The sequence below is a fragment of the Mycobacterium kansasii ATCC 12478 genome, assembly GCF_000157895.3.
Lineage (GTDB): Bacteria > Actinomycetota > Actinomycetes > Mycobacteriales > Mycobacteriaceae > Mycobacterium > Mycobacterium kansasii.
Map to the genome: position 1 here is coordinate 1,892,902 of NC_022663.1, position 20,445 is coordinate 1,913,346.

General features: G+C 65.3%; 9 protein-coding genes. All 9 read right to left on the reverse strand.

Annotated features, from left to right (window positions below; genetic code table 11):
• Positions 1–47: 47 nt before the first annotated feature.
• The 9 genes from MKAN_RS08030 to eno all read right to left on the reverse strand — a co-directional run bounded on the left by MKAN_RS08030 (position 48) and on the right by eno (position 20,404).
• A complete protein-coding gene (locus MKAN_RS08030; RefSeq protein ID WP_023367062.1) occupies positions 48–5,456 on the reverse strand; it encodes a non-ribosomal peptide synthetase in 5,409 nt (1,802 codons plus the stop codon).
• Entirely contained in the window at positions 5,453–12,169 is a 6,717-nt protein-coding gene (locus MKAN_RS08035; protein ID WP_023367064.1) for a type I polyketide synthase, read from the reverse strand. The genes MKAN_RS08030 and MKAN_RS08035 overlap by 4 nt, the downstream gene beginning before the upstream one ends.
• Positions 12,166–13,896: an AMP-binding protein gene (locus tag MKAN_RS08040; protein WP_036392328.1), complete on the reverse strand. Its 1,731-nt coding sequence runs from the start codon at positions 13,894–13,896 to the stop codon at positions 12,166–12,168. Before MKAN_RS08040 ends, MKAN_RS08035 begins: the two co-directional genes overlap by 4 nt.
• 276 nt (positions 13,897–14,172) lie before the next feature.
• Positions 14,173–15,159 carry an aldo/keto reductase gene (locus MKAN_RS08045; protein WP_023367068.1) on the reverse strand — a complete coding sequence of 329 codons (987 nt, stop codon included), beginning with the start codon at positions 15,157–15,159 and terminating at the stop codon, positions 14,173–14,175.
• Positions 15,160–16,725 carry a GMC oxidoreductase gene (locus tag MKAN_RS08050; RefSeq protein ID WP_023367070.1) on the reverse strand — a complete coding sequence of 522 codons (1,566 nt, stop codon included), beginning with the start codon at positions 16,723–16,725 and terminating at the stop codon, positions 15,160–15,162.
• A 240-nt stretch (positions 16,726–16,965) separates the two neighbouring features.
• Positions 16,966–17,925 (reverse strand): Ppx/GppA phosphatase family protein, encoded by a 960-nt coding sequence (locus MKAN_RS08055; RefSeq protein ID WP_036392323.1) that lies wholly within the window; start codon positions 17,923–17,925, stop codon positions 16,966–16,968.
• Positions 17,922–18,413: a DUF501 domain-containing protein gene (locus MKAN_RS08060; RefSeq protein WP_023367074.1), complete on the reverse strand. Its 492-nt coding sequence runs from the start codon at positions 18,411–18,413 to the stop codon at positions 17,922–17,924. The genes MKAN_RS08055 and MKAN_RS08060 overlap by 4 nt, the downstream gene beginning before the upstream one ends.
• The gene (locus tag MKAN_RS08065; RefSeq protein ID WP_023367076.1) at positions 18,406–19,080 is read right to left on the reverse strand and encodes an FtsB family cell division protein; all 675 of its coding nucleotides are present in this window, start codon (positions 19,078–19,080) and stop codon (positions 18,406–18,408) included. The genes MKAN_RS08060 and MKAN_RS08065 overlap by 8 nt, the downstream gene beginning before the upstream one ends.
• Before the next feature lie 34 nt (positions 19,081–19,114).
• Positions 19,115–20,404 carry a phosphopyruvate hydratase gene (gene eno / locus MKAN_RS08070; RefSeq protein ID WP_023367078.1) on the reverse strand — a complete coding sequence of 430 codons (1,290 nt, stop codon included), beginning with the start codon at positions 20,402–20,404 and terminating at the stop codon, positions 19,115–19,117.
• Positions 20,405–20,445: the final 41 nt, after the last annotated feature.

The following is a 20,445-nucleotide window of genomic DNA, read 5'->3' on the forward strand; positions in this document are numbered from 1 at the left end:
CAACATGGCAAAGATGCACGAGGGGCTGGCATTTATGAGCATCGGCGTCAGAAGCGGTAGGTGGTGCAACCGACCTCAATGCCCGACCCGACACTCACGATCAACCCGATATCACCCGGGCCTACCAGCTGATTCCGCGAGGCGCACTCCAGTCCGTACGGCAGACACGACGAGAACGCGTCGGATCCAGTCGGCAGGTCAACGAATCGTGACACCGGAATGTCAAGGCGCGCAGCAAGTTCGGCACGACCTGCCAGCGACAGGTGCGGCGGGAACACGGCAGCGATCTGGGAGCAGTCGAGCTCCTCGAGCTTCAGCAGTTCCTCGACGGCGGCGGGGATACAGTCCAGATAGCGTGCGGCCAGGTGCGGATCGCGGTCGATCTGCAGCCAGCTCTTTCCGTCGCGTTGCTGTAAGTAGGTTTCCAATGCCGCGCCGTATTCGGGATGGTGATGGAAGACAAACCGGCCGAAACCGCAATGACCTGCGTCCCTACCCAAAATCAGTGCGGAACCCGTCTCGAGGACGCCGTACAACGGGTGCCCGCTGCCGGCGCTGTTGTTCTCTATTTCGGCAGCCACGATCATCACGTGCTCAGCCTTTCCGGCGCCGATCATCTGCACTCCCACCTGGCACGCGTTGAGGAACCCGACGGCGCCGTTGAGCACATCGAAAGCGAACGTCTTGGGCCCGTACGGAGAGTCAATGTCTTCGTTCGCGCCGAGTTCGTGGGCGACAAGCGCCGCAATGGCCGGTTCGGCCATGAAGTCTTCCCGATATACCCCGGCGTAAATCACCAATCCGAGCTCTGCCGGGTCGAGCCCGCTGCGGTCCAGGCAACGTCTGGCCGCCTGCGCGGCCAGATCGACCGCACTGCGGGGAGCGTGCTGCTGGGCCGGGGCCGTACCGATCGATTCGATTCGCACCCCAGCCGCAGCCGATAGCTCCGCGGGTCTCCGGCGGCTGACGAAGGTGCGGTTGCGCCCGTTGTCGGGCGCCCTGCGCATCCGGGCCGGCAGATCGTCGAAGGTGTACAGCGCGGTGCCGATCGTCTGTCCGGTGCCGCTGATGCCGAAGACCACATTGTCTCCAGGGTTGATCCGATTGGCCTGGATCTGGTCGCTCAGCGCTACGAAATGGGTGGTGCTGGCGGTGTTTCCCCGTTCCGTCAGGTTGTTGATGACGTTAGCCGAGTTGGCGGCGCCGGGTCCGAACACCTGGTTCATGGCGACCATCGCGTCGTTCAGCGATGCCTTCGAGGTCTGGTGTATGACGAAGTGGTCGCAGTGCTCGGCGCGCCACCCGTGTCGGTTCATCACGGCGGCGGTGTACGGCACCAAACGCTTGACCACCGTGGCGGTCAAGTTGATCGAGTCGACGGTCATGATCGCGCCGCCGTGGGCGGCACTGCTTACCTTGGCCATGCATAGGGTGCTGTACCGGCTCAAGGTCGCCATGTCGATATCGTGGAAACCGGCGCGGTCGTTGGGACCGCGCTCGAGGATCACCGCGGCGCCGGCGTCACCAATGGTCAAGCAGGCCAGCCGCGGATCCATCGGCCCTTCGATCTCCCGCTGCGCGGTCTCGGTGACGTGGGTGGTGTATTCGCCGCTGACCACCATGGCGCGCTCGACCAGTCCCGCTTGCAGAAACGCGTCGGCCACGGCGACACCGGTGAACATGCCGGCGCATGCGTTGGAGACATCGAAGGCAATGGCATCGGTAAGGCCGCACTGCTCCCGCAACCGCGCCGCCGTGCTGGGCTCGAACATGACCTTCCCAGGTCCGTCGTAGCGGGAGATGTTGCAGCAGATCACCAATTCGATCTCCTCCGGCGCATAGCTCGACCGAGCCAGGCAGTCGGCCACCGCGTTTCGCGCGAGGTCGATCGAGAATTCGCCGGGCGCCACCACCCGCCGGCTGCTGATGCCGGTCAGGCGTTCCAGCGGTATGCCGATCTCGTTGACGCACCCGGCGAGCACGGTTTCGGTCGACAGCACTCCCGCCGGCAGATACACACCGATGCTTTCGATCACGGTGTTACGTCGCCGCCGGCTGGTCCCGGGAGCTTCGGGAGCCTCGGTAGCCTCGGGTGCCTCGGGTGCCTCGGGTGCCTCGGTAGCCTCGGGAGCCTCGGTAGCCTCGGGTGCCGAGGCGGCAAGCTCCTTGCCGGACCCGTCCGAGCCGCCGAAGGGTTCGGTATCCGCCCGCGCAGCAAAATCTTCGGAGCCTTGCACGGCCTGGCCGTACTCGGCGGCCAGCTCGGCGATGGTGCCGAATGCGAACACCGACTCCGGCCGCAGCGGCAGGTTGGCCGCATTGGCTTTCGCCGCCACCTCCAGGCTGTGGCTCGAGGAGCCGCCCAGAGCGAAGAAGTCGTCATGCACCCCAACGGTTTCCAGGTCGAGCACATCACACCAGATGCCGGCGAGGAGCTGTTCGGCGGGTGTCCGTGGAGCAACGAAATCCGGTGCGCGACAATCCAATTCGCCCCGTGCCTGGAGCGCGCGGCGGTCCACCTTTCCGCTCGACGTGTGCGGCAGCGACTCGGTAACCGCGAAGACAGCGGGCACCATGGCAGCGGGCAGTTGCTGGAGCAGAAAGCGGCGCAGCTCAGCAGCACTGGGCGCAGCCCCGCGCGCCGCCACGATGTGCGCGACCAGCCGGGTGTTGCCGCGGCCGTCGTTGTCGGCCACCACCGCGTTCTCCACGATCCCGGGGTGTCGTTGCAGCGCGACCTCCACCTCGGCCGGTTCGATCCGCACGCCGCGGATCTTCACCTGGTCGTCGCGGCGTCCCAGGTATTCGATGTTGCCGTCGGGCAAGTAGCGTGCCCGGTCACCGGTCCGATACAGCAGCTGATCAGGATCCGCCGCGAACGGATCGGTAAGGAAGGCAGCCGCCGTCGCGTCGGGCTGGTTGAGGTAGCCGCGCGCCACCCCGACCCCGCCGATGAACAGCTCGCCCGGCACTCCGACCGGCACCGGTTGCAGATGAGCGTCGAGCAGGTGAATGCGAATGTTGGCGATGGGTCGCCCGATCGGAACGGGACAGCGGGATTCACCGCGCCTGCAATGGAAATGGGTGACGTCGATCGCCGCTTCGGTGGGGCCGTACAGGTTGTACAGCTCGGCGTCCAACGTCGCCAGGAAGCGCTCCTGCACGTCATACGGCAGCACCTCGCCGCTGCAGAACACCCTGCGCAACCCGGCACAGTCGGTCACCCGGGGCTCGGCGAGGAAGGAACGCAACATCGACGGCACGAAATGCACCGTCGTGACGGCCTGATCGACGATGGTGCAAACCAGGCCCGCGGGGTCCTTGTGCGCTTCCGGTTCGGCGATGACAAGCCGCGCGCCGACGATCAGCGGCCAGAAGATCTCCCAGATCGACGGGTCGAAGGTTATCGGAGTCTTGTGCAGCACCCGGTCAGCCGGCGTGAGCTGGTAGGCCGCCTGCATCCACAACAGGCGGTTGCGGATCCCGGCGTGGGTATTGAGCGCACCCTTCGGCGTCCCGGTGGAACCGGAGGTGTGGACGACGTAGGCAAGGCCGACCGACCGGCCGCGGCGGTCGAGCGCCACGAACCCGTTCGATGGCGCCGGCGCCGACGACAGGTCCAGGCACAGGCGGTGACCGGTGAACCCCCACAGTTTGTCCGAATGCCGCTGGTGCGTGACGCACACGGGCGCGTCGGGCACGTTGCCGATCATGGCCGCGATGCGGCTGACGGGTTGCGCGGGATCGAGCGGCATGAAGGCACCACCGGCCTTCAGTACCCCTAGCAGAGCCACGACCAGCTCCGTTGACCGGTCCAGGAGGACCGGAACGATGCCGTCGGCGCCCACTCCGAGGCGCTGCAACTGAGCGGCCAGCGCGTTGGCTCGCCCATCGAGTTCGGCGTAGGTCATCTCCTGGTTGCCGAACGCGAGGGCGACGGCGTCTGGGGTGCGCCGGGCGGTTTCGGCCACCATGTCGTGCAGGCAGTCGGGGGCGTCGTAGCAGACGCGGGTGTCGTTCCACGCAGCCTGTTGACGGCGCTCCGACTCGGTGAGGAGCGGCAGCTGCGACAAGCGGCGGGCCGGATCGGTGACGATGCCGTCGAGCAGCGTGGTGAAGTGCCCGATCATCCGCGCTATTGTCGCGGCGTCGAAAAGGTCCGCGTTGTAGTGCAGATCGCAGCTGAACTTCCCGTCCACATCGGCCACCTGAATCATCAGGTCAAACGCCGCACCGCCCTGCCCGACGTGAATCGTGTTCAGTTCAAGCGCTTCCGGATCCGCGGCACCGCCCTGGAACCGGCGGGCCTGTTCCCACGCAAACGAAACCTGGACGAGCGGTGTGTAGCTCAAGTCGCGGGACGGGCGGAGCCGCTCGACGAGCAACGCAAAGGGGTAATCCTGATGCGCGAGCGCACCCAGAACCGTTTTCTTGACCCGTCCCAGCAGCGACGAGAAGGCCGGATCACCATGCAAGTCGGTACGCAAGACGACGGTGTTGGCGACGTAGCCGACCAGACCCTCCATCCCGACCCGATCGCGGCATGCGAATGGTGAGCCGACGAGGAGGTCGTCCTGGCCGGTGTAGCGGTGCAACAGCGTGGCGTAGGCAGCCAGAAAGGTCATGTACGGTGTCGCGCCGGCACCGCGGGCCACCTCCCTGAGTCCCGACGCCAGGCGGCCGTCAACACTGAAACGTTGCAGCGCACTGTGATACGTCGGCGACGCCGATCGCGGCCGGTCGGTAGCCAGACCGAGTTTGGGTAGCTCGCCGGCCAGCTGGTCACGCCAATACTGCCAGAGGCGATCCCCCTCGGCGCCCGACATCAGCTGCAGCTGCCGATCCGCGTAGCCGACATAACGCTCCGGGCAAACCGGAGGTGCGTCCGAACCACGCTGTGCGGCATACAGTTTGCACAGCTCGTCCAGGATGACGTCAATGGACCAGAAATCGGCGGCGATGTGGTGGACGGCCAGCACCAGGACATGCTCGTGCGGTGATTGGCGCAGCAGCGTCAAACGGAAAACCGGTCCGGTTTGCAGGTCGAACGCGCCATCGGATTCCCGGTGTATCCATTCGTCAATGTCGTGCGGTCCGACGTCCTGTCGGGCGATGCGCACCGGCCAGTGCGGATGGACCAGTTGCACCGGCTGCCCGTCGCGCACGGCGAAGGTGGTGCGCAGAATCGCATGGCGTTCAACAAGGGCTTGGGCGGCGCGTTCCAGCGCCGCCACGTCGAGGTCGCCGCTGACCCGACCGGCATAGGTGAGGGTGTAGGCGGGATTGTCGGGCGCGAGTTGATAGAGAAACCACAGGGAGCGCTGCCCGTAGGACAGCGGATGCGCCGACGCCGAAGCCGCCGCGCGCTCCATCAGCAGTCGAGACAACAGCGCCCGCTTCTCCTGCGCGGAGAGTCCGGCGATGTCAATCGACGGGTCCCTGGAACTATCTGTCATCCTGGTTCTCCCTTGGCGGCTATGAGCTGACGAAGTAGTTCGTCGACGTCGTCGTCTGAAACCTGCGGCACCTGGGTCAGCAGGTCGATCCACGGTGAGCCGGCCACATCGGCCGTCGCGTCCTCGCTGGGCTGCGCCGCGCTGTCGACTGCCGCGACCGGGTCGGGCTGATCGGGGCCTGCGCCGCACAGCTGCTCGGCGAGCCAGTCGGTGAGGCCCGCGATGCTGCCGCCGTCGAGCAACTGGACGGCCGGAACAGCGATGCCCAGGTCATGCTGAATCTGGTTGCGCAGCGTCAGCGCGGTGAGCGAATCGATTCCGAGGCGGTCCAGAGCCGCCTGAGTGTCCAGGCGCGACGGCGTCAGGCCCAGTTTGCTGGCCGCTAACTCGCACAGGTATGACTCGAGCAGCCGCCGGCGCTGCTGCCGGTCCGCGCGGCGCAGCGTGTCGATGAGGCTCGTCTCTCCCACGCTCGTGTCGGCCAGCCCGGCGAACAGTGAAGATGCTTGCGCGGCCGGAAAGGACCGGAACCATTCGCCGGCGTCGAGGCTAAACACCCCGGTGCGGCCCCGATCGGCGATGAGCAGCTGTTGCATGGCGGCCAGCCCCAGCTCGGGGCGCAGCATCGAGAGCCCCCGATCGGCCAGGAACTGGGCACGACCCACCTGCGCCCACGGGCCCCAGTTGATGCCAATCGCGGGCAGGCCGTGGGCGCGCCGGTAGGCCACCAGCCCGTCCACCCATGAGTTGGCGGCCGCGTAGGCCCCCTGCCCGGGTGAACCCAGCATCGACGCAGCCGACGAAAAGCTCAGCCACCAATCCAGATCGAGGTGCGCGGTGGCCGTGTGCAACCACCAGTGGCCGGCCACCTTCGGGGCGAATACCCGCTGCGCCGCCGACTCCGACATGTTCGACACGATCTCGTCGGCCAACACCATCGCGCTGTGCACCACACCGGCCGGTCGCGCTCCGGCCTGCTCGACCGCCGCCACCAACCGCGCCGCGGTATCGGGTTGGGCGATGTCGCCGGTGATGACCTGCACCCGGATACCCGCGGCGTTCATCGCTGCGATCGCCGCGCCAACGTCGGCGTTGGGCACCGAACGTCCGTTGAGCACAACGAGACCCGCGCCCTGCGCCACCAGCCAACGCGCCACGACAAGCCCCAACCCGCCCATGCCGCCCACCACGATGTAGCCACCGTCACGACGGACCAGCGGTTGCGCCGGCGGCTGCGCGAGCGCGGCGATGCGGCCCGTGCTCGGCATCGAGATGACGACTTTTCCGACATGAGCGTCCGAGGCCATCAGCTCGAAGGCGTCAACGGCGTGATCGAGGCTGAACGCGGTGACCGGGAGCATCCGCAGCTGGCCGGCCACCAGTTGGTGCAGAAGCTTCTGCAGCAACTCGCGGTAACGCCGCGGCCGCAGGCGCAGGTTCAAATCCAGGTCGACCACCGCAAATGACGCGCTCCTGGCCAACAACGCCAGCCCCAACTGAGCGTCGGCGCAGACGTCGCTTCTGCCCAGGTCCACAAACCGCCCACCCGGCGCCAGCATCTGCAGGCCGCGTCGAATTGCTTCGCCAGCAAGCGAATTGAGAATGACATCGACACCCTGACCGTCGGTGGCCACACGAATCTCGTCGGCGAACTCCCTGCTGCTCGAATCGCCGACATACTCGACATCCAACTGCGCCAACATCTTTCGCTGGACCGCCGAACTGGCGGTGGCATAGATGCGAGCCCCCGTCGCCTTGGCGATCCAAAGCGCCGCCAACCCGACGTCGCCGGCGGCCGAATGAATCAGTACCCGCTCACCAGCCGACAGCCGCCCCACCTCGCACAACCCGTGCCATGCCGTCAGATAGGCAATTCCCACCGCGGCGGCTTCGTGATCCGATAGCGCTTCCGGCGCCGGCACGACAAAATCGGCCGACGTCGTGACATGCGAAGCGACGGTGCCGGGCCCGAACGCGATGACACGCTGCCCAATCCGCACTGAATCCACTGCCGCGCCCAGCCTGGTCACGTATCCCACGCATTCACTGCCCAGGACCGCCGCGCCGTCGGCCCCCGTGGGATACCCACCCGTCGCCTTGAGCACGTCGCCGGCGCTGACCCCCGCGGCCACCACCCGGATCTCGACCTGATCCGCGGCCGGTGGAACATGTCTCATCGCATGTACCGCCAACGCGTCAAGCCGTCCGGGTTGGTCGATCTGCAACCTCACCGCGCCGCCGCTATCGAGATCGACACGCACCGGACGCCGCTCAACCGGAAATTCACTCTGCGCCGAAACAGCCACCGGCACAAGGCGATGCACATATCGTTGCCCATCGCGCAAAGCCACCTCGTCATGGCTGCTTTCGGCACACAACTCGTCAACCAGCGCGCCGGCTGACCCGCTGCCCTCGGCCTCGACATCAATAATGGTGGTCGCCAGCTCCGGATGCTCAAACGCCAACACCCGAGCGATTCCCCGAAGCGTGCTCTGCGCCAACGTCACCGACTCACCGAAACTTACCTGCTGAGCACCGCGCGTCACGATCCACAACCGCGGACCGCTGCCAACATCGCGCTGCGACAAGGTCTTCACCATGCCAGCGACAAATAATGTGCGCGACTGAGCCAACTCCAACTGCTCGCCATCGGCCAACGCCTCATCTGCCGACCGTGGCGGGCATACCAGAACGACTGCGTGCCACGACTCATGAGTCAGCGCGTCGAGCAGCCCGGTCTGATCCCGTGCCCTTACCACGCGATACCGCGACGCCCGCCGCGAAAGGCCGGCACATACTGCTTCCCACAGCTCATCCGAGCCGCGGTTGCCGACGCCTTGTTCATCGACCAGCAACACCGGGCCCGTTTCCGCGGCCGGATGACCCGAATCGATCGGCTCCCAACGCAAGTCGAACGCGTGACTGGCCAGCGCGGTCTCGGCTGCCGCCCGCAGCACCGCCATGTCGATCTCATCAATCACCATCAGCGTCTGACCCTGGGCGCCGCTAAGCACCACCCGGCCCACGAACCGATCCGGATCCGGCGTGGGCCGCAACACTGCGTGCGCGGTAACACCCTCCGTCACATCCCCGTAGACGCGTACTCCGGAAAACCGCGCCGGCACCGCCACCGTTCCCGCGTCCCCGGCACCGGCGAGCTCGGTGGCCAGCCGCGTCGCACCAAGGGCTTGCACCGCAACATCCAGCATCACCGGATGCGCAAGGAACCGTCGCGCGCCCTGACTGGCCTGCACCGGCAACCGCACCTCGGCGCGCGCCGCGCCGCAGCCGAAAACGCGCAGCCCGACGACTCCCTGAAAGGCAGGACCGTGCTGCTGACCCGCACTGCGTAACCGTCGATAGAGATCGTCGGCATCCAGCATCGTCACCGATGACTCGTCAACATCGATCGGCTCAGCGGCGGTGGCCGCAAGGCGCTCCAGCGCCGCGCTTGCATGTAACGTCCAGCCTGAATCAGCACTGCCCGAACGGATTTCCACACTTGGCCCCGATGCGGCACCGCTCAGCCTGGTGACGACAACCGTGCCTTCGCGAATCGGCATCAGCTGGTGCAGCAGCAACTCGGCAACCGCCCACGGCCTATCGACCTCGGCGCCGAACGCCTCCGTCGCCGCAGCCAGTGCCAACTCGACATACGCCGCGCCCGGCAGCACACACGCGCCATCAATACGGTGATGGTCAAGCCATAAGGAGTCGGGACCCAGCGTGCGCTCCCACACCCGAATCCCGGTCGTGGGATCAGTGACACCAGTGCCCAACAACGGATGACCAGCCACGGCAGCAGCGGCCGTCGGCTTGGCGGAAATCCAGTGCCGACGGTGCCGCCACGGGGCGGCCGGCAGCACCTGGTGCGGCCCGGGCGGGTGCGGCATGCGTGGTGGGTGATTTGTGGTGGCGGCGTTGAGGTTGGTGTGGAAGCTCAGTGTGTCATCAGCGTCGCGCCGCAGTGTGCCGATGCTGTGGTGGTGGGTTGCCGTGCCCAGCGTCTCGGTGATCGCCTGCGTCAGCATCGGGTGGGGGCTGATTTCGACGAAGGTCGTGTGGTCTTGCCCGGCAGCGGCAACGGCTTGGCTCAGCCGCACCGGCTGGCGCACATTGGCCACCCAGTAGTCGGCGTCCAACCGTGGTGTGCCGGTGTCGGTGACGGTGGACAGCAACGGAATCACGGGCAGCTTCGGCGCCAAACCGGCTAGGGCCGAACGTAATTCGGCAAGGATCGGATCCATCGACGCAGTATGCGAGGCTACCTGCATGTTGACCCGGCGGGCGAACCGGTTTTGCTGCTGCACAGCGGTGATCGCCGCAGCCACCTGAGCGGGGGGTCCGGCGATCACGGTTTGGCGCGGCGAGAGCAAACCCGCCACGCTGACCCCGGGAAGGGTGTGCAGCAACCTGGCCGCGGCATCAGCGTCGAGCTCCAGCAGGGCCACCGCGCCCTGGCCGGCCATCCGCGCCATCAACCGCGATCGAATCGCGATTACCCGCAATCCCTCGGCGGGTGTCAACGCCCCGGCGACCACCGCCGCGGAAACCTCCCCCATCGAATGGCCAATCACCGCATCCGGTTCGACCCCGTAGACCCGCCACAGCCGCGTCAACGCCAGCTGCAGGCCCACAATCACCGGCTGCACCCGCGCGTCGCCGGCCACCGGTTGTCCCTCGGCCAGTACTTGCTGCAGTGAAAAGCCCACCTGTTCAACGAAGCTGGGCTCCAGTTCGGCCACCGCTGCCGCAAACGCCGGTTCGTCGGTCAGCAGCTGCTGGCCCATTCCCGCCCATTGCGAGCCCTGACCCGAATACACAAACACAGTGCCCGGCCCGCATTCCCCCTCGTGCGGGCCCACCACTCCAGTCGCCGCCCGTCCGGCTGCCAGCGCCTGCAAGCCGACCAGCGCCTGGGCCCGTTCCCGCGCACATACCGTGGCAACCAGGGGATGACGCACCCGGTGATGAGCGAGTGTGTGGGCCACTTCTGCCACTTCCACCTCGGCACCCGCACCGGCCATCCATTCCGCTAGAACGCCTGCTGCTGAGGCGATCCGCTCTGGCGTCTTGCCCGAGACCACCAGCGTGCTCACCGCGGGAACCGGGTCCCCTACGACGGCAGCCGGTTCAGGAGCTTGCTCCAGCACCACATGCGCATTCGTGCCGCCGAACCCAAACGATGACACACCGGCGCGCCGTGCCCGTGCTACTGCGGGCCATTCCTGTTGCTCAGCAACGACTTTAAGGCGCAGCTGATCGAAAGGAATATGCGGATTGGGGTTCTCGAAGTGCAGGCTCGCCGGGATCTGTCCTCGCTGTACCGCCAGCACCGCCTTGATGAACCCCGCGATCCCCGCTGCGGCCTCCAAGTGACCCAGATTCGTCTTGACCGCTCCGATGAGCAGCGGCGACGTTGCCGCCCGTCCGCGACCCAATACCTTGCCCAGCGCGCGCGCCTCGATCGGATCGCCCAGCAAGGTCCCGGTCCCATGGGCCTCGACATAGTCCACCTCGCGTGGCTGTACACCCGCGTTGGCATAAGCCGCCCGCAACACCGCCATCTGCGCCGCCGGGTTGGGAGCCATCAGCCCGTTGGAACGGCCATCTTGATTGACCGCCGAACCCCGCACCACCGCCAGCACCCGATCGCCGTCATGCAGGGCATTACTGAGCCGTTTGAGCACCACGACCCCGCAGCCCTCGCCGCGCACAAACCCGTCGGCAGCGGCGTCGAAGGCATGACACAGACCGCTCTGGGACAAGACACCGGCTTGATCGAAACCATGGAAAACCGCCGGCGCCAGCAGCAGGTTCACTCCGGCGGCAATCGCCAGGTCGGAGTCACCCATCCGCAGGCTTTGACATGCCAGATGGATCGCCACCAACGACGACGAGCAGGCCGTGTCCACCGCAACGGAGGGGCCACGCAAATCCAGGAAATACGAAAGCCGATTGGCGATGATGCTCAGGGCGCCGCCGGTGTTGTTCCACGCATCGACCGCGGGCAAATCGGCGGCCGCCAAATACCCGTAGTCGCTGCCGCAAGCCCCGGCGAACACTCCGGTCTGCGAGCGACGCAACGACGTCGGCGGAATGCCGGCGTGTTCGAGGGCCTCCCAGGCCACTTCCAGCAATAACCGCTGCTGGGGGTCCATCTTGGCGGCTTCGCTTGGCGAGATCTCGAAGAACTCGGCATCGAACCCGTCGATATCGCCCAGGAACGAACCCCACCGGGTTGTCCGGGCGAGGGTTGCCGATACCTCTGGTGATCCGTCGTCGAAGGGCCGCCAGCGCTCGGCAGGGACTTCCCCTATCGCGCAGTGGCCTTTCCAGAGGAACCGCCACAATGCTTCGGGTTCAGATATTCCACCCGGAAACCGGCACCCCATGCCGATAACTGCGATCGGTTCGCTGACCGAAGGATGCGCCGAATGTGTCTCTTCGGCTCCAGAATCGGGTTCCGCCGCGGTGAGAAAAGCTACGAGAGCGTTAATTGTCGGGTGCTGCCAACAGTCCACCGGCGAGACCGCACGACCCAGCAGCTTGGCCAGTTCTCCTGACATGTTGATGACATCCCGGGAACCCAGCCCGAGGTCCTTCAGCGACAGGTCGGGGTCGATCTCATCGGGGCTGCAATCAATGTTGGCAACGACGTAACCGATCAACCACTTTTTCAGTTCGACACCATCAGTAAAGGTCGCCGTCACGGCGTGACCTCGACACGTTCGAATTCACCTCGCCGGTAACGCTCGGCACAGGCGGAACGTCGAACCTTCCCGCTGGTCGTGGTCGGAATCGCGCCAAGCCCCACAAAAACCAGATCCGCGAGGCGAAGGCCATGGGAATTTGAAATCGCCGAGGTCACCTCATATTTGATCGAACGCAGTTTTTCCTGCTGATCTTCGCCGGAACTGTTTGTTGTCTTAATCTCGGCAATGGCGACTACTTGCTCTGTCCCTTCATTCGGGACAGCCACAGCCGCGGCACGGCCTTTGGTTATTTCGTGAATGGTTGCTTCGATATCGTCCGGATAATGATTGGAACCGTCCACGATCAGCAGATCCTCGATACGGCCGATAATGAATAACTCACCTTCGGACATAACCCCGAGATCGCCGGTTCGCAGCCATGGCCCGAGCGGCGTGCCGGCTGGTGGATCAACGAGGCTTGCCCGAAAAGTTTGCTCTGTTTGTTCAGCCCTACGCCAGTACCCCATGGCCACGTTTTCGCCGTGCACCCAAATCTCGCCGGTGGTCCCTGCCGGCCGTTCGGTGCGGGTGTCAGGGTCGACGATTCGCACCATCGGTGAGGACGGAAATCCATAACTGACCAGAGCGGTACCGCCATCCCGGCACCGCTGCGCAAGGCCTGCGGACAGTTCCTCCGAATCGAAATCAACGACTTCGGGCGGCTGGGCCGGCGTGCGGGTCGACACGTACACCACTGTCTCTGCGAGCCCGTAGGTGGGCCGTATCACCGCTTCGGGCAAGTTGAACGGTGCGAAGCGCCGCGTGAAGCGCTGCAGCGTCGCGGGCTGCACTCGTTCGCCGCCGCTGCAGAAGATCAGCAAATCGCTAAGATCGAGCCCGGCCATGTCTTCGTCAGTCGTTTTCCGGGCCGCCAGTTCGAAGGCAAAGTTCGGCGCCGCCGTGAAAACGCCTCTATTTGTGGCCAATAACCGTATCCAGCGGGCCGGCCGTTGCACGAACGCGACCGGACTCATGAGCACAGCGGGAAATCCGGTCAGCACCGATTGGCAAATCCCCATCATCAAACCCAAGTCGTGGTAGAACGGCAGCCACGACACGACAGTCATCTCCCTGTCCGCTGGGAACAAATCGCGAGACCACTGTTGAAAATTTGCCATGACGTTGCGGTGCGAGATCATGACTCCGGTGGGCCGCCGGGTCGATCCGGACGTGTACTGCAGATAGGCGGGCTGGGAAGGTCTGCAGCGCGCCGGCTCCAGTCGGCACTGAGCTTCGGGGTCCAGCGAATCGATCTCGATGACCGCTGCGGCGGCACCGTCGCGGCAACCGGCTGCGTATTTGGCGACTTCGCCGGCGGCGCTGGCCGTCGTGAGAATCACGGACGGGGCGCAATCTCGCAGTGCCGAGTGGACCCGCTCTTCGTGAACACCGAACTGTGGGTGCGGCAGCGGAACGGCTATGAACCCGGCGTGCAGGGCTCCCAGGAAAGCCATGATGTATTCAAGTCCCTGCGGCGCCACTATTGCGGCCCGGTCACCGATCGATCCGCACATCAAGAGTTCTTCGGCAATGACCTGCACTCTTTGATAAACCTGACTCCAGGTCAGGGTTTCGGAAATGCCGGTCGGGTCAGCCTCGTAGTCGATGAAATTGTATGCAACATCTTCGGGCCGCCGACTCGCTCGGTCCCGCAGCAATTCCGACAAAGAAGCTGGGCCAGCCATCAGTAATCGTCGCCTCCATCTGCTTAGGGTTGGAAAACCTTCGTTTCCACCAACCTTCGGTTCGCCCTCGGTACGAATGTGGCGGAGCGCGTCGAGATTCTATGTTCTCTCCGTGGCCGTAGGTTGAACAATGCACAAAATGAACCCGGCCGGTTCAGAGTTTGATACCCGAGGCCGGGGTCGGCCCCAATTGTTAACGTTGCCGCTTGGGGACTCGGTCTTGAATATGTTTTCGAGCGGCCGCGGCCACGGCGTTATCGACGGGGTATGACCACTTCACCGACCATGGCCGGTGGCGAGCCAGTGCAGTGTCGCCTCATCCAGGGTCAGAGACAACGCGCCCACGTTCTCGGCGAACTTCTCAACGGTCTTGCAGCCGACCACGGCGAACACATCGAGCGGCTGGCAGAGCACATACGCCAGCGCAACCTGCGCGACGGTCAAACGGTGCTCGCGTGCGAACGTCTTTGCGCGCTCCAGCCGTTGGATGTTCGCTTCGGTGCCGAAGTAGGTGGTACACCGACGGCTGACGCGGTTGCGGTCGGGCTTGGTCGGCTCGTAGTGAGGTGAAAAGAATCCGCGGGCGAGGCTGGACCACGCGAACACCGGCAGCCCGTGCGCCGCATACCACTCCCGTGCGGCACGCTGGCCAGCCCCACCAAGCGTGACAGCACCGGGCCACAGCGATCGCGTCCAGTCGGCAAGGCTGAATTGAACGCTCGAGGCGCTAAACGGATGCAGGCCCCTGCCGGCAGCAATCGTGTTGGCCCTGGCAATGCGCTCATGAGACCAGTTGGACGCACCAATTGCGCTGATCTTGCCTTCGTCGATATGGCGGTTGAGCCGTTCCACGACCGGTTCGATCTGCGCGGTGGGGTGGTCGTAGTGGAGCAGATAGAGATCGATGAAATCGGTGCCGAGAACCCGGAGAGATGCGTGCAGGTCGTGCGTAACGTCCGCCGGAGAGAGCCGCGGGGATCTCAAGGGCAGGCTGGGATGACACCCTTTGCTGATGAGCACCACGTCGTCGCGATTGCGGCGTTTCCGAAGCCACGCCCCAAGCGTCCTTTCGCTATCCCAATATAAGCGCGCCGTGTCGAACGAATTGCATCCGAGTTCGAATGCCTGATCTAGCAACGAGAAGGCGTGTTGCTCGCGGTCTCGATCGGGCAGCCACGGCAGTAGCCGGCCCCGCAATCGATCGGTGCCGAAGACAATACGGGAAACCGGTTTATCAACCCCGGCAACCTTCCCGTAGTCCACTCAGCTCACACATTTCGCATAGTCGTGCACGATGAATCGGCACGCCCGAACCGTAAGAGCCATTATCGTGAGCGTGGGATTCTGGAATCCGCTGTGGACAAAGCAGGCGCCGTCCGTCACGAAAACGTTGTCGGCGTCCCAGCACTGACAGTACGAATTCACCACTGAGTTGTCCGGTTTATCGCCCATACGCGCGCCGCCGGTCTCGTGGATGGCGACTCCCGGCGGGTAAGGCAACCCGGAGTGGAGAATGCGATTGAGCACCGTGTCGACTCGCAGGCCGCCGACGGCCGCAATTTCTGGAAGCCGTTGCCTCATGTGGGCGACCATATTAGTCTCGGCACGAGAATAGCGACATTCGATCTTAGCTACGGGGATCCCCCACGCGTCTTTGACAATCGGGTCGAGCGATACACGATTTTCGTATCGAGGCTGCATTTCGCCAAAAGCGGTCATCGCCCACCGCGGGCGCCCGCGTCCGATCGATATTTGTATGCCGTAGCCACCGGGAAAGTTCTTCGATTCCCTTTCGCAGAAGCTCGGAATGTAGAGCCCCACGTTTCCGAAGTCGAACCCATCCTCGTCCAGGCCCAGTTCGACCTCGCTCTCAGGCACTTTACCGACAAGCGTGCACACCACGTGGTCGCACAGATAGCGACCGAGATGGCCCGACGATCCGCCGACACCTGACGGATGCGTCGCGCACGCCGAGTTTTGCAGGATCCGCACGCTTTCGATCGTCGACGCGCAGAGGACCACCACTTTCCCATAAACCGCCCGGAGGTGTCCCGTCAGGCGCTCGATATATTCGACGCCGGTCGCTTTCCCCGACTGCGCATCGATGAGCAATCGGCTCACGACGGCGTCCGTTCGTATGTCGAGGCGGCCGGTTGCCAAGGCGAGCCGGACGGGAAGCGCGATCCGCTCTTTGTCGTATCTGACTTTCCTGGCGTATGTCGCGCGAACCCTCGGGAGAAGCCGCTCGACTTTGCCCAGGAACGCTTCCTCGACCTTTGTCGTTTTCGCCGGCCCGAGGAACTGACCGTCTGGGCAGTTGGGAATTCCTGCGGATACCCCGTAGACGCCAAGGGTCCGTTCGACGATATCGTAGTACGGCATCACGTCTTCGTACGACAACGGCCAATCGATGCCATCACCACGGACACTTGCGGCTTTGAATTCGAAATTCGACATGCGGGGCGCATGCCGATACCACGTATGGAGGCGGCCGCCGAGTTGTCGGCCCCGGTACCAGCGAAATGTGCTTCCCGGTGCCGTGGTGTAAGGATTCTCCCGGTCGTTGACGTAAAAGTGCCTGGTCGCGTCGGAAAAGGCTACGGATCGCGCCTGAACGTGTTGGCCCCGAATCGCCGATTTGATGCGCGGCACGATCCCGATGGATTTCGCCGCGGCGTGGGCAGGGAAGTCGCGCACAATGTCCAGATTCCTGCCGGCCTCGAGCAGGACAACTTTCAGGCCGCCTTCCGTCAGTTCCTTGGCCGCCCACGAGCCAGCCGCGCCGGAGCCGACGACAATTGCGTCATACGTTGATTCGATGCTGCGCACGAGTGCATGTCCCGTTCGGTTTTTGGAGCAGCCATGCCGTGGGCCACGGTGGCATCCCAGATGCCGTGTGAAGGTTATCTGACGTAGCTTCTGCTCGGTGGCGTTCGCATCTTATGCGAAGACTTGTGCGATGACGGCGAGCCGAACGGGCATCTGCGATCGCGTCGGCGCATCGGCAAAACCGGGTGCACGCGGCGGTGGGGGATGATGCCCACGGCGCGCTTGACGCTGTGATGTGACTCAGCCGCACAGCGACAGCACAATGCCGTCCAGGATGTCGTGCTCGCTGACCGTCAACTCGTCGATACCGGCCCGGTCGCGGAATTCGCGCGCCAACTCCTCGGCCACAATCGCTCCGCCGGCGATCACGTCCACCCGGCCCTCGTGCATCGGCGGCAGGGCGGCGCGCTGTTTGCGAGTCATTTTCACCAGCCGCTCACACACGGCCAGCAGCTCATCCCCCGGCACCCGCGAAAGGTGAATGGCCGCAGCATCATAGGCCGCCATGTTGTGAGCCAGCGCGGACAACGTGGTCATTGTTCCGGCGAGGCCGACCCAGGTCCGGGCCGCCTCGACAGGTACCACCTGCAATGCGACCGCCAACCGTTCGCGCACCACCTCGCGGGCCGCGGCAACTTCCGGAGCCGTCGGGGGATCGGAGTGCAAACAGCGTTCGGTCAGCCGGACGCAGCCGATGTCGGCCGAATAACTCGCGACCACCTCGTTATCAGCCTTCCCGAGCACAATCTCGGTGGAGCCGCCGCCCAAATCCACAACCACGAAAGGCGCACCGGCGCTGTCTAATTCACCGACAGCGCCGCGGAACGACAGCTCGGCCTCCTCGGCGCCGCTGATCACTTCGGCCACCGAACCGGGGATGACGGCGCCCAGCACCTCGGCCGTCATCGCGAAAAAGGCGTCTCGGTTGGCGGCGTCGCGAGTGGCCGACGTGGCAACCATTCGCACCCGCTCGACACGGTGCAGCCTCAGCAATGCGGCATAGTCGGTCAACGCTGCGCGGGTGCGCGAAATGGCATCCGGGGCCAATTCGCCGGTCGCGTCGACTCCCTGACCCAACCGGACAATCCGCGTTTCGCGATGCACATCGTGCAGGCGGGCGCCGGTCGCCTCCGCGATCAACAGGCGAATCGAGTTGGTACCGCAGTCGATTGCCGCAATCCTTCTTCCCGATCCACTCATCGCCACTGCTCCCCCACAATCAAACCCGCTGCCGCGGGATCGGCGGCCAGCAGCGCCACCGCCTCATCGCCGAGCGGATTCACCCCGGCACCCTTGGCGAGCGAATGCGCGATCAGCACGTGCAGGCACTTCACCCGGTCGGGCATGCCGCCGGCCGACACGGATGTCCCCAGCGGTTCGATGGCGTCACGCTCGGCCAGATACGACTCGTGCGCCCGCCGGTAAGCCGCAGCCAGGCCGGAGTCGCATCGGAGCCGATGGGTCATCTCACGCATGAGCCCGGTGGTCTCCAGCCGGCTCGCCGCCGCCGTGAGCACCGGATGCGTCAGGTAGTACAACGTCGGAAACGGCGTGCCGTCAGGCAGTTTCGGGGCGGTTTTCACCACGCCGGGTTCACCGTTGGGGCATCGATAAGCCACCTCGAGCACGCCGCGAGGCTCCCGGCCGAGCTGACGCGCCACCACCTGGAGGTCGGCCCGGTCAACCACCGGGTGCCGTCGGGTTGGGCGGCACCGCACCGGGCGGACCGGGTTCGGGTGTGGGCTCCGGGGCGGCGGCAGGCGGCAAGTGTGGCGCATCGGCGATGGTATGCCACAACGCGGTATACCAGGGCTCGTTCTTGGCCGGGGTCGGCGCATCGCCGCGAGGCTGGGGCGACACCGCCGCCGTCGGCGGAAGCTGGACCTGAAACGGGATGTCGCCCGGCATCACGAACCCGAGACGCTCGCGGGCCTGGGCCGCGATATAGGCCGGGTCGGCCAGCTGGTTCTTCTGCCGTTCCAGGTCGGCGATCTGGCGACGCAGCGCGGCTTCCGTCGCCGACAGTTGTTCCATCTCGGTGCGCTGCGCGAAGTAGGTGCGTACCGGCCCGGCGATGGTCAGCGTGAGCACACACACCACCGCGGCCAGCACCGCCGCCCGCCGGGCGGTGAACCCCAGCCGCTGATCGGACCGCTGTTCCAGGGATTCGGTGAACGAGCGCTTGATGGGTTCGACGACATGCTCGCGCAGGGTGCGGGTGGTCTGGCCGGTGGCCGGCGACGACGCGGGCCGCGACGGCGACGCCGAGCGACGGGCCCGGGACGTGTCGCCGGCCTTGCCCGGCCGCGAAGCCGGGGAGCGGCGTTTCGAATCGGGTCGTTTCGCGTCGGGCATGTCGTTTCAGCCGCGCCTCGAGTTGGCGGCCAACCTATTTTTGATCCCCAAGGTATCGGGGAAAGGCCAGGTCGCCGGCGTAACGGGCGGCGTCGCCGAGCGTGTCTTCGATCCGCAATAGCTGGTTGTACTTGGCGACCCGTTCACTGCGGGCCGGTGCACCCGTCTTGATCTGTCCGCTGCCGACGGCCACCGCCAGGTCGGCGATCATGGTGTCCTCGGTCTCGCCGCTGCGGTGGCTCATCATCGTGCGATATCCGCTGTGGTGAGCCAGCGCCACCGCGTCGAGTGTCTCGGTCAGCGTGCCGATCTGATTCACCTTGACCAGCAACGCGTTTGCCACGCCTCGCTCGATGCCCTCTTCGAGTCGCTCCGGATTGGTGACGAAGATATCGTCGCCGACGATCTGTACCCGGTCGCCGATCGACGCCGTGAGCGCGGCCCAGCCGTCCCAGTCGTCTTCGGACAGCGGGTCTTCGATGGACACCAGGGGGTAGGACGCCAACAGTCCGGCGTAGAACTCGGCCATCTGCTCGGCGGTGCGGGTCGAACCCTCGAAGGAGTAGCCGGTGCCCTCGGTGAAGAACTCGGTGGCCGCGGCGTCGAGTGCCAGTGCCACGTCCGAGCCAAGTTGGAAACCCGCCGACTCGATGGCCCGGCTGATCAGATCCAGCGCCGCGGTGGTGCCGGCCACGTCCGGGGCAAAACCGCCTTCGTCACCCAGGCCGGTGGACAGCCCCTCCTTCTTCAGCACCGACTTCAGCGCGTGGTACACCTCGGCGCCCCAGCGCAGTGCCTCGGCAAAGCTCGGGGCGCCGATCGGGGCCACCATGAACTCCTGGATGTCGACGGCGGTGTCGGCGTGTGCGCCGCCGTTGAGGATGTTCATCATGGGCACCGGCAGGATGTGGGCGTTGGGGCCGCCGATGTAACGGAACAACGGCAATTCCGCCGATTCCGCGGCGGCCTTGGCAACGGCCAGCGAGACACCGAGGATCGCATTGCCGCCCAGCCGGGATTTGTCGGGCGTGCCGTCCAGGTCGACCAGCGCCTGGTCGACGAGCCGCTGGTCGTCGGCGTTGAGGCCGATGACCGCCGGGCCGATTTCATCGAGTACGGCTTGGACTGCCTTCTTGACCCCCTTGCCGCCGTAGCGGTCGCCGCCGTCGCGCAATTCGACGGCCTCGTGCTCGCCCGTCGATGCGCCCGACGGCACCGCGGCGCGGGCGAAGGTGCCGTCCATCAGAGCCACCTCGACCTCGACCGTCGGGTTGCCGCGGGAATCCAGAATCTCGCGGGCCCCGACCTGCTCGATAATCGGCACTGGATTCTCCTTTGCGCTGTGGTTCTCTTATGGTCCCCGGA